Origin of the sequence: Okeania sp. SIO2F5, assembly GCF_010692685.1 — a bacterium.
Taxonomy (GTDB): domain Bacteria; phylum Cyanobacteriota; class Cyanobacteriia; order Cyanobacteriales; family Microcoleaceae; genus Okeania; species Okeania hirsuta.
Map to the genome: position 1 here is coordinate 1 of NZ_JAAHGU010000042.1, position 15,065 is coordinate 15,065.

Consider the following 15,065-nt stretch of genomic DNA (forward strand, 5'->3'; position numbering starts at 1 on the left):
TTGAGGCGTTAGCGGAGCTTTGCTGAGGCAATCGCTCTCCATTTTTAAGCGTTGGCGGAGCAAGTGCGGCAGCTATATCGCTCTAGATGACCATACTCTATATATAGTGTCTTTGCGTAAGTCCTGAGAATATAGATGCAACTTGAACGTCTAATTTGCTGCGAACTTCAACTAACGCTTTTTGCACAGCATCTTCAACACTGTAGCATTTCATTAGAGTCTGGCTCACCTCATTGAGGTTACGAAGCTGCTCGCGAAGATCTCCTAATTCCATAACTAATCGAATCAAATTAAGTACAATTATAACTGGTATATAAGTGGGGCTTGATTTTGCTACCCTCCCTATTTATTGATTAGATGGTTGAGATGACTCAGGAGCAGTAGGTAACTGAAATTGACTGGGGTTGACTGTCCTTGCTGGAGTGGGTTGTTGTTTGGACTCAGACTCAGAGGGAGTAACTGACTCTTCGGTACTATCAGTATTAGTATTGGTAGTAGTACCAGGACCTGTTTGAGGTGCCCCTGGTAAAGTTGCTAGAGCTACGCGATCGCCTCCTACTTCTCGCAATAAATCTAGAACTTGCACAACATCATTGTATCTTGCTTCTTTAGGAGCATACAATACAACGACTCCGCGAGGATTAACTTGATGATATCTCCGCACAAACTTTTCGAGTTCAACCGCATTCACAGCTTGTTGTTCAATAAAAGTTTTTCCCACCTCATTCACACTTACAAGTAACATATCTTGTGATTGAGGTTTACCCGTGCTAGCTTTTGGTAAGTCAACATTAATTGCCTGTTGACGAGTTAATTGTAAAGCGGCTAAAAGGAAGAAAGTTAGAATGCAGAATATTACATCAATTAGAGGTATTAACTCAATTCTAACTTCTTCAGTAGCAAATTCTTGATTAAGTTTCATTATTTTTTTGTTTGGAGAAAAGTCACTTCAGTTATCAGTTATAGCGCTGTGTGCAGGCAACAGGCAACAGGCAACAGGCAACAGGGGAAATAAAAAACTGTTTGCGCAAGCATTCCGTAGGAATAATATAAAACTTTTAGCTATTGGACAGTTCTTGTAATTTGTACATAAGCCAGCGCACATTGCTATATTAGTACCTCCTTTCAACAATTATTAATTATTAATTATTAATTATTAATTATTATCTGGCTCATCTGCAGTTCTATCAATATCCCTTTCTGCTGGAGAATCTGTTGGTTTTGTATCCTGTTCTAAAGAATCTGGAAAATTATGAGAATTCTGCGTCCATGTAGGAGGAAAATAAGTATTATTATCTGGTGAATTGTATTTATTTAAAGACGTCTGTTGCCAATATTGTCGATAGAGTAATTCTAATTCATTGCCAGATTTCCGAAAAACCTTCATCTGATTAAATAACAAACTTTGAAATAATCGATAAAATACTAGACTAACAATAGCTACTACCAAACCAGCAGCAGTACTAATTAAAGCTTCACCAATACCAACTGTCACTCCCGCAGTTGAAGAAGTGCCCAAGTCCCCAAGGCGAATCGAACCAAGAGAACCAATAAGACCCAAAACAGTACCTAGTAAGCCCAACATCGGAGCCAAAGCAATCACACCTTCCAGCAATTTATCTCCCTTACGCATTGAGGCCAACTCATCATCAGCACTAGCCTCTAGTGCCAATTTAAACACTTCAGGTTCTGGGTTTTGTAATCGCAGAGGAGCATAGAGAAAGCGACCAATAGGTTGTTTTAGAGTGCGTCTAGCCATTTCTGTCGCTATACTCCAGTCACGACGTGCGGCTTCTAATACTCGGCTAACAGTTTGTTTTTCCTTAATTAATAGATTTGTCCAGAACCATAGGCGGTCTATTATGGTACTGAGGGACAGAATTGATAAAACTAACAGAGGCCACATGGCAGGGCCTCCTTTCTGAATCAACTCTTCAAAGGTCACAGTATATTCGCTCCTGCAGTTTCAACTGATTACAATTATTTGTCTATTTACTTTATTTTTAAGTTCTAAGGAACTGTAATGCTATGGGAATCATAGATTGACAAAATTCAAATTAAATGATATCTCTTAATTAAGATAAAACTATTAAATTTCTGCATCATATTTTTTCATTTTTTCAGCATTAACCTTCAGCATAATTAATTTAAGCTATCAAGTGCAGGCTTACTTTAAGTACTATAATTGAAAATTTGTCCAAAATAGAAGTTGATGACAGGTTGTACAGTAGATATTTTACAGAAAGAAGTCAAAACTCACTCGTGCAAAAATTGAGATAAATTGATAATTTTTGTATTGTTAATGATAATTTCTGTATTGTAATTTGTTTGGTTCTTAGTTTGACAAGAATTATCCTAGATAGACTAGGCTTAAGACCTCTATGATTAATCTCATAGGTGTTACTTTGGAGCTTGCAAGTTGTTAATAGAGCTTCAAAGTCCCTGATGATAATAAATAGCTGCAAAATGTGGAAATTAGCACTAGTTAAAAATTATTCTGGAAATAGAGGTAAGTATGACAGAAAAGTTATATCAGTCAAACAAAAGTAAACCTTTAAACTTGCATTATTCGGTACAAAATTTTAGATTGTTATATTTTTGATAAAACATCATCAGAGTCATCCAAAATGTTTATTCCCTCCATCAGTCAGGCCATTAATTATAGTCCTTTTACTGCTACACCAGAAACTCCTGTAGAAGATGTAATTACTTCTATGAGTCTTACAGGTGCAAGTTGTGTGTTAATTGTAGAATCATCCTCTCCTTCTAATGTTGTCAGAACACCTCCACAAAGCGATCGCACTACATCTCAAGACTTAAGTAATGGTTCCAAATCTCAAGATACAAAGTTACAATCTTTAGGGCTAATCATAGGTATATTTACTGAGCAAGACTTAGTACAGCTAGCCTCTATTAGCGCTTCCCTAAGTGGATTTCCGATTGCTCAAATAATGATTAGATCCATAATAACAGCCCAACTATCGGAAATTCCAGATATCTTTGCTCTCTTAGCAATACTAGAAAAACATCAAATCACCCATTTACCAATCGTTAATGAGGCAGAAGAACTTATTGGCCTAGTGACTACCCGTAGTTTAATTTTCAATCAGCTTCAGATCAAAGACAACAGTTTAAGATTAATAGCCAACAGGCAAGGTGAACCATCTATTGATAAAAATGGTACTAAGGTCGCATCCCAAAAACAAGAATTAGAAGCTCAAAATAATGCAACAAAAACAACCTTTGACTCATCTTTAACTCTACCAGCTAACTTAATCCAAATTAATCAATTAGAACAAATCCCTGAATCTCAAATTATTCAAGCTGCATCTTCTTTATCAATTCGGCAAATTACCCAACTAATGTTTACCTATAATATTAGTTATATTCTGATTACTGAAAGCAAAGAAAATAAATCTCAAAATCAGAAATTGACTAAAATATTAGGGACAATTAGCAGTAGAGATATAGTACAACTACAAGCATTAAAAATAGATTTTAATCAAACTAAAGCTGAGACAGTTTGTAATACTTTACCAGTCCTAGTAGGTTCTCAGGCCAGTCTAGAAGTAGCTTTAGGTTTAATGAAAAAAAATTATTATCTATTGCCTCTAATTGTACAAACCCCCACAGGCAAAATAACTAATATTATTACTGCTACAAAAATAATTCAACAAATACTGTTACCTAAATCATTATATCAATCATTAATTCGCTTTCATAATTATATAAAAAAAACATCTATTCAACTGCAAAAAATCGATGAAAAATTTAAGCAGTCTGCTGTAGAACGGAAAAATTTAGAAAAAGTTTATCTCAAAACACAAGAAAGTACAGTTATAGCAATTGAAGGAAATCAAGATGGAGTTTGGGATTGGAATATCAAAACAAATGAAATATTTTACTCATCTCAGTGGAAAAAATTATTGGGTTACAGAGATGATGAAATTTCCCATAAAATAGATGAATGGTTAAATAGAATTCATCCAAAAGACATCGAAAAAGTTAGTGCAGCCGTTCAAGAACATTTAGCAAAAAAATCTCTTTTCTACCGAATAGAATATCGCATAAAACGCAAAAACAATAGCTTTATATGGGTTCTAGATAGAGGAAAAACATTATGGCAATCGGGAATCCCAGTGAGAATGGTGGGAAGTTTGATAGATATTACTCAGTTTAAAGAAACAGAAATAAAACTAAAATTTCAAGTAAAAAAGTACACCGAAATAGTTGATAATATTCAAGAGATAGCTTTTAAAACTGATGCTACAGGTAATTTAATCTTCTTAAATGAGACCTGGAAAAAAATTACAGGTTTTACTTGTGAAAATAGCTTAGGTAGAAATTATTTAGAGTTCATTCACCCAGAAGATAGAAAAAAATTAAATTCTTCAGCAGAGAATACCCCAAAAAATATAGAGTTGGTTGCTAGTAATAAAAAATTAGTTGCAGGTTGCTATCAATTGAAGTGGTTAACCAAAAATGGAAATTATTGTTCAGTAGAAATGAAGAGTACATTGATAGCTGATAACAAAGGCAATATTACTGGTATGGTAAGTACCCTCAGTGACATTTCTGCGAGGATAGCAACCCAAGAAAATTTGCAAGCTAATGAAAAAGCAATTAGAGAACTATATGAAGTTACTACTAACGCAGATAACTCTTTTGAAAGCAAAATAGTTGCATTATTAGATATGGGATGCCGTCGGTTTGGCATGGATATAGGACTATTAGGAAAAGTTTTAGGAGAACGTTATGAGGTCATTGCGGCTCACTTACCAGAAGATTTCCTATTTGGAATAGCGAAAGGAGACGCTTTTGCCCTCCAACAGACATTCGATCGGGAAGTATTGCGCTCCAATGAACCTCTAGCGATCAGATCTGCTAAAAATTCCCAGTGGCGACATCATCCAGCATATACTGTGCGTCGCGTAGAATCTTATCTTGGCACGAAAATTTTTGTATCAGGAAGAATTTATGGCACCCTCAGTTTTACCAGTCGTTTTGCGAAGAATCAATGGAACTCAACAGATATAGAAGTTTTAAAGTTAATGGCGACTTATATCGGTGGCGAATTGTTGCGACAAGATGCTATAGAAACCTTGCAGAAAAAATATCAGCACATTTTATTGCTCAAACAAATTACTCAAGAAATTCGCTCTAAGTTAGACACTCAAGAAATTTTTCAGACTACTGCTACTCAAATTGGGCGAGTATTTGGAGTCAACCGTTGTTCAATCCATAATTATCTTTCTCAACCTTATCCCCACCTCCCTTGTGTTGCTGAATATTTGGAAACTGGTTACGAATCAACTTTAGATTTAGATATTGTAGTTACTTACAATTCTCATACAGAAAAGTTATTATCAGAAGACAAAGCGATCGCTACTGCAGATATATTTTCAGACCTTTTATTAAAATCATCTGCACCGATGTATCGGAGGCTAAATGTTAGATCAATGTTGGCAGTTCGCACTTCTTATCAAGGACAACCAAATGGTATTATTAATTTACATCAATGTGATTATATGCGTCAGTGGACGCAGGATGAAATAGACTTATTAGAAAATGTCGCAGCTCAGGTAGGATTAACATTAGCTCAGGCGCACATATTAGAGTCAGAAGTTACTCATAAACAACAGTTAGAAGCTCAAAATCAAGCTCTAGAACAAGCTCGACAAGCAGCAGAAGTAGCAAACCGTGCCAAGAGTGAATTTCTCGCAATGATGAGTCATGAAATTCGTACTCCAATGAATGGTGTCATTGGGATGACAAGTTTGCTATTAGATATGGAATTAACGACAGAACAACGAGATTTTGTGGAAACTATTCGTACCAGTGGAGATGCGCTTTTAACTATTATTAATGATATTCTTGATTTTACTAAAATAGAATCTGGCAAATTGGAATTAGAACAAAGTTCTTTGGATATTAGAAACTGTGTTGAAGAGGCGTTAGAGTTATTAGCACCGAGGGCAGCACATAAAGATTTAGAGCTTGCTTGTTTAATTGATAGTTCTGTGCCAGCAATGATTGTAGGAGATGTAACAAGGCTGCGTCAAGTGTTGGTTAACTTGCTAGGAAATGCTGTTAAATTTACAGAAAAAGGAGAGGTGGTTGTTTCTTTAACGGCTAGAAAAGTTTGTCAAAATAATCAATTAGAAGATATGAATTACGAGGGAATATTTAATGATAAAGCTCCTAGTAAAACCACAGGTACTTATGACATCCAGTTTGCCGTGAAAGATACAGGTATTGGTATTCCCCCAGGCCACATGGACCGCTTATTCAAAGCTTTTTCTCAAGTAGACGCTTCTACAACTAGAGAATATGGTGGTACGGGTTTAGGATTAGTTATTAGTCAGCGTTTAAGTGAAATTATGGGCGGTAAAATGTGGGTGGTTTCTCAGTGGAAAGAAACAGATGAATTAAAAGAAAAAAATAGGCAAATTATTAAATCAAAAATTAATCATAATAACAGCAGAATTAATAACCGAGAAACTGGTCTGAATTTTGCCAACTCAAATACTGTTAAATCTCTAGTAAATATAGCAGGGTCTCCACCTCCTTACTTTGTTAAACCCGAAGCAGATCGTAAAGGTTCAACTTTTTATTTTACGATTCAAGCAGAAGCAATTACAGTTCCTTCTTCTGAAGAAATTGATACCTTCTTAAAAGGTAAAAAATTATTAGTTGTTGAAAGTCATCCTGTTAATCAAGAGGTAATAAAACAACAAGTTAATTCATGGGAAATGATACCTATAATTGCTGATTCTGGTACAAAAGCTTTGAACTGGTTGAAGCAGAGAAGAGATTTTGATATAGGGATTATTGCTATGAATCTTTCAGATATGGATGGACTGACATTAGCGAGAAAGATTCGGAAGTTGGAAACTCAACAAAATGTCGAGCAAAATTATTCGTTATCTTTGCCCTTATTAATGTTTACTTATCTCGGCAAGGCAGAAATTTTCCGAGAACTTCAAGAGGCAAAAGTTAATTTAGCTGGTTTTTTGAATAAACCAGTGAAACAGTCTCAATTTTATAATGTTTTATTGCAAGTATTTGGTACTACAGCAGATAAAATAGCTAATGCAAAAACTCCTAGTTTAGGTCTGAAATATTTTCAAAGGTTTAGCGAGAGAAGTAGCGCTCGCTCTCATCTCCGCATCTTGTTGGCAGAAGATAACGTAATTAATCAGAAAGTAGCAATACACTTGCTAGGAAGAATAGGTTATCGTGCAGATGTAGCTGCTAACGGAATAGAAGTTTTAGATGCTCTCAAGCGAGTACCCTACGATGTGGTATTAATGGATGTACAGATGCCAGAGATGGATGGAATAGAGACCACCAGTCGTATTCATCAAGATTATCCAGAAGAAAAACGTCCTTGGATCATTGCTATGACAGCTAATGCTATGCAGGGCGATCGTGATAAATGTCTCAATGCTGGTATGGATGATTATGTGACCAAACCAATTCGTCGTGATCAATTAGTGGAAGTTCTCAACAAATGCAAGCTGCCAATACGAAACGAGAAGTCAACGCCTAGAAATGATTCAGCATTGGTAAAAAGAGATCCTCCTAAGAAACCAGTTACTTATAAGCAGAAATTTATCAACGGTAAAGTCCAGTTGAACTCTCAGTTGGAGGAAAAAGCGTTAGTTAAGAGTATATTTCCCACTCCAACATCAAGCAGTAGTTTGCTTCCTACTAATGATGATGAAACGATACTTATTTCTGAAGCAGGTTTACAAGAATTGGCAGAACTTGACGAACATTTAATTGATTTAGAGAATGCACCAGAAACCGATGGAGTTATAGCTGAAGATTTAGATTTATTGGATAATATATTAGAAGCAGAATATGAAAAAAAATCAGCGATAAATCCCAAAACTTTAGCAGATTTCCGCAATCTTTATGATGATGAACCAGATACTCTAATTATTTTGATACAAGACTATCTTGTTGATGGTAATAAGCACATGGATATTATCAGGAAATCTATCAAAAAACATGATTATACTGCATTAAAAGGAGCTTCTCATACTCTGAAGTCTAGTAGTGCTTTACTAGGAGCAATTAATTTTTCTGAATTGTGTCAAGAGTTAGAGCACATGACTCGTGCTGTGGTTGAGTCTGGAGCAGATTTTAATTTAAAAAAAGCTCTTGAAATTCTTTCTCTAGTTGGAGCTGAATGGGAACGAGTTAAGGAAGAGTTGACCCAAGAAATACAGCAACATAGAGGAGTATAATACCAAGGGAGTGTGGGGAGGGTGGGGAGATGGGGAGTTGGGAGTTGGGAGTTGGGAGTTGGGAGTTGGGGGTTGGGAACAAGCAAAAAATTTACCCCGTCACCCGTCAATTGTACCACATTAATCACCAAATATACTGTATCCAATTTTTGTCAAAGGGAACAGGGAATATAGAATCTAAATGATTCTTAGCTTAGTTCAACAATTACTTCTCCTGATAGCGCTTTTCATATAGATAGACTACAGTTAGTATGGGCAACCCAAAAGCATTTTTCTACGACCTACGGACGTTGCATGCAATGCCTCTACATCCCTACTATCTACCCAAAAATTATTTTGTGGTCTACTTAGCGGGACTTTGATATTTTTTAGGCTGAAAATGGCTTCAAACTCAACCGTAGCAATGAAAACACGTTGCTCTAGCTAAAAATGGCTCAAATCTAGATATATCAAGAAATAGGCTTTTTTGACGTTAAAGCATTACACAGCAAGGGTTTAAAACTATTTTTAAGGCATTTTTTGCTAAAGTCCCGTTAGGAGTGATTTTTATTCGTTAAGGAAAGATTAATCTTTGATCGCTATCAACAGGATAAGTGGTTGTTTAATTTGCCAGAAATTAAAATCTTAGCAGCTAGAGGAAATGTAGTTGAATTAATGGCTGCCCAAATACAAAAACTTCCCCCTTCAACTCAGGAAATATTGCAATTAGCAGCTTGTATTAGCAACAAGTTTGATGTAAAAACTCTATCTATTGTATCTGAAAAATCTCTGCCGGAAACTGCCTTATGTTTATGGGGTGCTTGATCAGAAAGATTGATTTTGCCAGAGGACGAAACCTATAAATTTTATCAGGGAGAAAACGACGATCATTTCCGTGAAATAACTGATTTACAAACACCAATTTATCATTTTCTCCACGACCGGGTTTAACAAGTAGCTTATAGTCTCATTTCGCAACAAAAAAAACAAGAAACTCATCGAAAAATTGGGATGCTACTGTTAAACAATAGGGCGGATGAACAACTAGAAGAAAAAATATTTGAAATTGTCAATCAACTTAATTATGGTGTGCAATTAATTACAGAAATAGAAGTAAGGGAAGAGTTAGCAAATTTAAATTTAAAACGGGAATCAAGGCTAAAGTATCTACTGCTTATAAAACAGCAATATCTTATTTTAATACAGGGATAAATCTACTGACTGAAAATAGTTGGTCTACTCAATATCAACTAAAATTGGCATTATATGAAGAAGGGGCAGAAGCTAACTACTTGAATGGTGATTTTGGGCAAATGGAGAAGTTGGTTGACATTGTATTAGAAAAAGCCGCACAACTCTTGGATAAAATCAAAGTTTATGAAATCAAGATAGAAGCTGGTATTACTCAGAGTAAATTGCAAGAAGCTAGTTGTTAAAAATTACGGTCAATTACCCAAAGTAAGATGCTATCCCGGCAAACTGAATCAGATATTTATTAATATTATTGGTAATGCTATTGATGCAGTACAACCAATGGGAAAAGAATTAAGCAATTCACCTCCCAAAATTACTATTACTACGGCAATAGAAGCAAAAAATCAAGTAATAATTAGGATAGCTGATAATGGCATAGGTATGAGTGAAGCAGTACAAAAACAAATATTTGACCCTTTTTATACCACAAAACCAGTGGGTCAAGGTACAGGGTTAGGTTTAGCAATTAGCTATCAAGTTATTGTTGAACATCATCAGGGAGAATTAGAATGTATTTCTGCTCTAGGAAAAGGCACAGAATTTCTGATAACAATTCCCCATTTTATTGAGTGGGGGAGTGGGTAGGGACGTTCCATGCAACGTTCGTACAGAGAAGTAAACATAAGAATAATTAACAATAACTGGCGTGCTAATTATCAAAAAATTTATTCAGTCTGTGTTAATTACTTAATAATTTAAGCGTCACTTCAGTATAGTATTAGAAAGAAAGAACTAAAATCAACAGTTTTTTTGAGATTTGTATTAAAAATTTCTGTTGTCTTTAATTTCTACTAAAAATTCATATTCAAATCCACGGAAATTAGAATCTAATTGTAAAGTATATACTCCACTGATAGGCATAGTATCTGTCCATTCATTTTCATTACCTTCAATATTAGGTTCCCTTGCCATAAGTTGGCCATCAGGACTAATAATTGCCGGAAATACATCCCCAAAATTTTTGATAGTCATGGTCTGACCCTGGATCATCCTAACCCGATAGTTATGACTACCAGTACCAATCATCTCCCCTCTAACAATAGCTGTGTTACTTTCTGGGGAAAAAGTAATAGTCTTATCTACCCTGGCACAAGTGCTACGAGTTCGGTTCTTGGCAACCCAACCTATAACTGGATTAGTAATTCGTAGCCAGCCAGATTTTTCATCTGCGACAGAAACAAAGGTATTATTGTTAAGTTGAGCAACTTTATTGCCTTCTCTAACTTCTGGACTGCTACGAACATTTAGAGGTGGTTCAGGGTCGTCTACTATGGCCATACGAATTTTACACCCCGATGTTGGTGGTGTAATCACAACTGGAGTTGAATTTTGACTAACTAAATCTGAGGAATTAGGAGTTGAATGTGAAGATTTTAGTTGATGTTTAGGAACCACTGAAACTAGGTTGCTATCCAATTTTTGTGTCTGTAAAGAATTAGTAGTAAATTGTGACAAATCAGACTGAATTGTGAAATAAGCAACAGAGGTAGCACTAGCAAGGCCAGTTATTCCTGTAACGATTAGTTTTCCCATGTTGAATGACATAATTTTTACCCCTTTATAAACTAGATTTTATGTTAACTTTCTTGGCTAATTTGCATTTTTATCACAGGTATCACTATCAGCTATTAAGACAGATATATGCTGTTAATATTTTAACGATAAAATAACTATAAACATAGAAAGGAACGAGTTGGTGTTTGACTTATGTTGATGATGAACCTGAGACAGAGAAAAAGCTTTTTCCACTGTTCCCTGTTCCCTATTCCCTATTCCCTGCTATATAGTTATTTTAAGATAACAGCTAACTAACTCATTTAACAATAGAAATATACGAAGGTGCAAAGAAATCGCGATAAACTATTAAATACAGTTAAAAGAGAAGTTCTGCAACTGCGATCGCAGTCTCTACACCATGCAGTGATAGTTAATCTTGTTCGTCAGCGACCACCCCAACAATTAAAACGTTCTTGGGATATAGAAGTAAAAGTAGGAAAGCGTCCTAGTTTTCAACTACCAGCAAAAATAAGTATTATTCAAGTTTTTGACCGAATGAAAGGAAAATTACTTATATTAGGAAATCCTGGGGGTGGAAAAACTACAACTTTACTAGAATTAGCTAGAAAGTTAGTAATTCGGGCGGAAAAAGAACCCAAAACATCTATTCCAGTATTATTAGACCTTTCGACATGGCAAGATAAAAATCAGGATATTTCAGATTGGTTAGTTAATCAAATTAAATTTAAGTACAAGATACCCAAAAAGGTTATTAGGAATTGGCTAGAAAATCAGCAATTGTCACTTCTCATAGATGGATTTGATCGAGTATCTCCAGAATTATCTAAAAATTGCTTAGAAGAAATTAATAAATTATCAGTATATTTGCAACCAAAGGATTTAGTTATTTGTAGTAGTTTTGCCACTTATAAAAATTGTCGGACTAAGTTTAAATTAAATGCTGCTGTATTATTACAGTCTTTAACAACAGGTCAGATTCAAGATTATTTATTAGCAGCTAGTAGTAGAGAACTTTGGTATTATCTTCAGGATGAACCAGAGTTATTAAACTTAGCTGAAATACCATTAATGTTGAGTATGATGACCTTAGCTTATGAGGAAATTTTAATTGCTGCTTGGAGAAGAATTACTTCTCAACAGGGAAGAGAAAAATATTTATTAAATGCTTATATTCGTCGTCAATTAGGGCGAGAGAATAACTATAATTGGTATTCTAAGAGTCAGGAACCACTGCCGGAACAGACAAGACGATGGTTGGCATGGCTAGCACAACGAATGGCCGCAGATAACAGCCAGGAATTTACAATAGAAAAACTACGGCCAGCTTGGTTAGATTCTAACGGCGAGTTACAGGCATATCAGTTAATTGTTAATTTGATTAGTGTGTTATTTTGGGGGTTTATTTTTGGGTTTATTTTTACCTTGGTTTTCGATTTATACCAAGGTTTAATTCTTGGTGCTATTGGAGGTGTAATTATTGGGATGTTCTTTGGTTTGCCCGGACTAAAAAATCTTGTGCTGCGGATTATTCTATTTTTTAATGGGCATATTCCCTGGAATTATCGTCGTTTTCTCAATTATGCTGCTAGTCGTTTATTATTGCAAAGAGTAGGCGATCGCTATCAATTTATTCATCATTTATTATTTAAACATTTCTCGGAAATATAGTAGGAATTCCGGCCTTAGTAAATACTTGTTCAGCAGTTAATTCTAATCCTTCAAATAAAGCATCTATAAGTAAAGTTTCTCCCATAATTGACCACAGTTAAGCGTAGATAAAGATAGATCGATTGAATGAATTTCATCATTCTATGCAACCTGATATAAAACTGGTATTATACCGTAAGCATTAAGATATTAGCAGTTAGCTAGCCTCCTCCGGAGGAACTACGTTAACAGCAATTATTAATAAATAATTACTTCTAAGGTTTTGTCCAGGACTTTAGAAATAACTTTATTTTCTTGCCTCCTTATTGCAGAGGTACTGATAACTGATAACTGATAACTGAAATGGGTGATTTATGTCTGACAAAAAACTATTTAATATTCCCCCAGAAGCACAACAAAAAATCGCTATTATTGGTGGGGGAACTATGGGAATTTCCCTTGCTTCTATTCTTTCTCAATTAGGAATTGCTGAAGTAACACTTCTAGAAGCTGAATCTACTCCCTTAAATCATTACAGTGCTTCCGTTAATAATACAGGGATTTTACATCACTTTGTTTATGGAGGACATTTTTCTACGTTAGAACTTTTGTTTAAACAAACTCTTTTGTTTAAAAAAGTTATGCCTGACTATGTTTTTGAAGATGAATATGTGAACTATTTAGTTCCTAATATTAAAGGAAATACAGCAATTGATCGAGAAGGTATAACTCTCAAAGATGTTAGTAAAAATTTGATGAAAATTTATAATAATCATATTAATAATTATCCATCAGATCAAATTTTCGGCTCTGTACAAGAACTGGTTCAGGAGATTGATATAGAAGAAATTTTATGGGGAACTGGAGACAAAAATTTCTTCAATGGGGCAGTTAAAGTTAAACAACCAGTTCTAAATATCGACAAATATTGTAATCATTTAATTCAACTGCTTAATCAATTAATAAAAGAGGAAAAAATTAATCTGAAAACTAATCATAAAGTGACTAATGTTGAACTCAGCAACCAAGGATTTGAACTGAATATTAACCATGAAAAAAGTTTGTACTTTAACACAGTTATTAATACAGGATATGCAGAAGGATTGAAAATTTCAATCCCCTCTTTTTCAGGAGAGAAAGAAGCAGGAAATATTGTTAAATTAAAAGCCTATGGGATATATAAAATTCCAGAAACCCTCAAGACTAAAATTCCTCAATTGATAGAAGGTTTCTCCAGTACATTACTAATTCGTGGGCAATACGCAGGAATCATCAAAACAGGTGGGGATAATTTGGCTATTTTTTATGGATTAGAATATAATCAAGCATAATTCTATGTTCCTCTCACTCAAACTCCAATCAATTTACCTAAAAACTGGATAAGTTGGATAAAGGGTGAAACTGACTATTTTGGTAATCGAAATGAAACTTCTATTCTCCAAGCTATTCAAAAAGGAGTATCTCAATGGATACCTTGGGTAGCAGAGTTAGAACCAATAGAATTGAAAAAAAATCTTCAAGTTTATCCCGCTCAAGAACCAGCAAATGAATTAGAAACTGCTAAAAGAGATCATAATCCTATTCGTTATCAGTATCAGCATCAAACTGGTGAACAATATATTCATATTCCTGGAGCCAAATTAACATCAGTTATTTATCATTCTTTTCTAATTCTTCATAAATTACTACAAACTTATATAAACAAACAGATTTTAACAGAGCAAGAGGTAAATAAACACCTAATAATAGACAATAATAGAACTATAATTATTTCTCCATAATTGGAATTTTTACTCGGGAATAAATTGTCACAATCTTCTCCATAAAAACGAGAAAAAATTATTAGGGAATTAAATGTATATTAAAATCAGGCGTTGCTGAAGAGCGTGTATGATATTAATCTTAATTCTTTAGGAATCAACCCACCCCTAACCCCTCCTGGGAGGGGAGGGGAAGGAGCGAGTCAGGAGGGAAGAAATAAGAACAAAGAGTAATAGAAGAGAAAGTTTTTTGTTCGCGCTCTTATCCGGACATGATATCATATCTCAAATAACCAACGCCTCAAATCATATAGTACAATTAGTACAATATTTATTATTTAAACATTTTTATGAAAAAAAGTAGGAATTCCGGCTTTGGTAAATACTTGTTCAGCAGTTAATTCTAATCCTTCAAATAGAGAATCTATCAATAGGGTATCTCCCATATAAGTTTGTGGCGGTGCATCTGGATAAAAAACTGTAATACTCCTAGCTTTACTATCAACAACCCACACCCTTAATACACCTGCATCTAAATAATCTTTAGCTTTAGCTGTGAGTTGACCAAATGTTTGTGATGGAAAGTCTGAAGCGACCGAATATCAATAATTAACCTTCTATCTCCTGTCATAGTTTAAGTTTTTTTAATAAT

11 protein-coding genes and 1 pseudogene are annotated in these 15,065 nt (G+C 34.7%); 8 read left to right on the plus strand and 4 right to left on the minus strand.

The window, feature by feature from the left end:
- Positions 1 to 346: 346 nt before the first annotated feature.
- Together F6K27_RS15320 and F6K27_RS15325 are read right to left on the minus strand one after the other, a co-directional pair.
- Positions 347 to 922, minus strand: coding sequence for a biopolymer transporter ExbD (locus F6K27_RS15320; RefSeq protein ID WP_287277290.1), 576 nt, complete (start codon positions 920 to 922; stop codon positions 347 to 349).
- A gap of 234 nt (positions 923 to 1,156) precedes the next feature.
- Positions 1,157 to 1,906: a MotA/TolQ/ExbB proton channel family protein gene (locus tag F6K27_RS15325; protein ID WP_375339390.1), complete on the minus strand. Its 750-nt coding sequence runs from the start codon at positions 1,904 to 1,906 to the stop codon at positions 1,157 to 1,159.
- 721 nt (positions 1,907 to 2,627) lie between these two features.
- On the opposite strand from F6K27_RS15325, the gene F6K27_RS15330 reads away from it, so the two are divergent.
- The 5 genes from F6K27_RS15330 to F6K27_RS15350 all read left to right on the plus strand — a co-directional run bounded on the left by F6K27_RS15330 (position 2,628) and on the right by F6K27_RS15350 (position 10,073).
- Entirely contained in the window at positions 2,628 to 8,255 is a 5,628-nt protein-coding gene (locus F6K27_RS15330) for a response regulator (RefSeq protein WP_287277292.1), read from the plus strand.
- Positions 8,256 to 8,852: 597 nt separating this feature from the next.
- Positions 8,853 to 9,059, plus strand: coding sequence for a hypothetical protein (locus F6K27_RS15335; RefSeq protein ID WP_287277294.1), 207 nt, complete (start codon positions 8,853 to 8,855; stop codon positions 9,057 to 9,059).
- A gap of 186 nt (positions 9,060 to 9,245) precedes the next feature.
- A complete protein-coding gene (locus F6K27_RS15340; protein ID WP_287277296.1) occupies positions 9,246 to 9,446 on the plus strand; it encodes a hypothetical protein in 201 nt (66 codons plus the stop codon).
- Between the two features lie 44 nt (positions 9,447 to 9,490).
- On the plus strand, positions 9,491 to 9,670 hold the full coding sequence (locus tag F6K27_RS15345) for a hypothetical protein (protein WP_124146848.1): 180 nt from the start codon (positions 9,491 to 9,493) through the stop codon (positions 9,668 to 9,670).
- 97 nt (positions 9,671 to 9,767) lie between these two features.
- A complete protein-coding gene (locus F6K27_RS15350) occupies positions 9,768 to 10,073 on the plus strand; it encodes a sensor histidine kinase (RefSeq protein WP_375339714.1) in 306 nt (101 codons plus the stop codon).
- 177 nt (positions 10,074 to 10,250) lie between these two features.
- Here the strand turns inward: F6K27_RS15350 and F6K27_RS15355 are convergent, their stop codons facing one another.
- Positions 10,251 to 11,033, minus strand: coding sequence for an SH3 domain-containing protein (locus F6K27_RS15355; RefSeq protein ID WP_287277297.1), 783 nt, complete (start codon positions 11,031 to 11,033; stop codon positions 10,251 to 10,253).
- A gap of 294 nt (positions 11,034 to 11,327) precedes the next feature.
- On the opposite strand from F6K27_RS15355, the gene F6K27_RS15360 reads away from it, so the two are divergent.
- From F6K27_RS15360 to F6K27_RS15370, 3 genes are all read left to right on the plus strand, one after another.
- On the plus strand, positions 11,328 to 12,674 hold the full coding sequence (locus F6K27_RS15360) for an NACHT domain-containing NTPase (RefSeq protein ID WP_287277299.1): 1,347 nt from the start codon (positions 11,328 to 11,330) through the stop codon (positions 12,672 to 12,674).
- A 353-nt stretch (positions 12,675 to 13,027) separates the two neighbouring features.
- Positions 13,028 to 13,984 carry an FAD-dependent oxidoreductase gene (locus tag F6K27_RS15365; RefSeq protein ID WP_287277301.1) on the plus strand — a complete coding sequence of 319 codons (957 nt, stop codon included), beginning with the start codon at positions 13,028 to 13,030 and terminating at the stop codon, positions 13,982 to 13,984.
- Between the two features lie 171 nt (positions 13,985 to 14,155).
- Positions 14,156 to 14,434, plus strand: coding sequence for a hypothetical protein (locus tag F6K27_RS15370; protein WP_287277303.1), 279 nt, complete (start codon positions 14,156 to 14,158; stop codon positions 14,432 to 14,434).
- A gap of 317 nt (positions 14,435 to 14,751) precedes the next feature.
- Here the strand turns inward: F6K27_RS15370 and F6K27_RS15375 are convergent.
- Positions 14,752 to 14,982 (minus strand): annotated as a pseudogene (locus tag F6K27_RS15375) (Uma2 family endonuclease); the annotation flags it as partial.
- Positions 14,983 to 15,065 lie beyond the last annotated feature (83 nt).

Excerpts from the sequence above, each read along its gene's own strand:
- F6K27_RS15355 (WP_287277297.1), bottom strand. The coding sequence starts at position 11,033 with ATGTCATTCAACATGGGAAAACTAATCGTTACAGGAATAACTGGCCTT.
- F6K27_RS15350 (WP_375339714.1), top strand. The coding sequence starts at position 9,768 with ATGGGAAAAGAATTAAGCAATTCACCTCCCAAAATTACTATTACTACG.
- F6K27_RS15325 (WP_375339390.1), bottom strand. The coding sequence starts at position 1,906 with ATGTGGCCTCTGTTAGTTTTATCAATTCTGTCCCTCAGTACCATAATA.
- F6K27_RS15340 (WP_287277296.1), top strand. The coding sequence starts at position 9,246 with ATGCTACTGTTAAACAATAGGGCGGATGAACAACTAGAAGAAAAAATA.
- F6K27_RS15320 (WP_287277290.1), bottom strand. The coding sequence starts at position 922 with ATGAAACTTAATCAAGAATTTGCTACTGAAGAAGTTAGAATTGAGTTA.
- F6K27_RS15365 (WP_287277301.1), top strand. The coding sequence starts at position 13,028 with ATGTCTGACAAAAAACTATTTAATATTCCCCCAGAAGCACAACAAAAA.
- F6K27_RS15330 (WP_287277292.1), top strand. The coding sequence starts at position 2,628 with ATGTTTATTCCCTCCATCAGTCAGGCCATTAATTATAGTCCTTTTACT.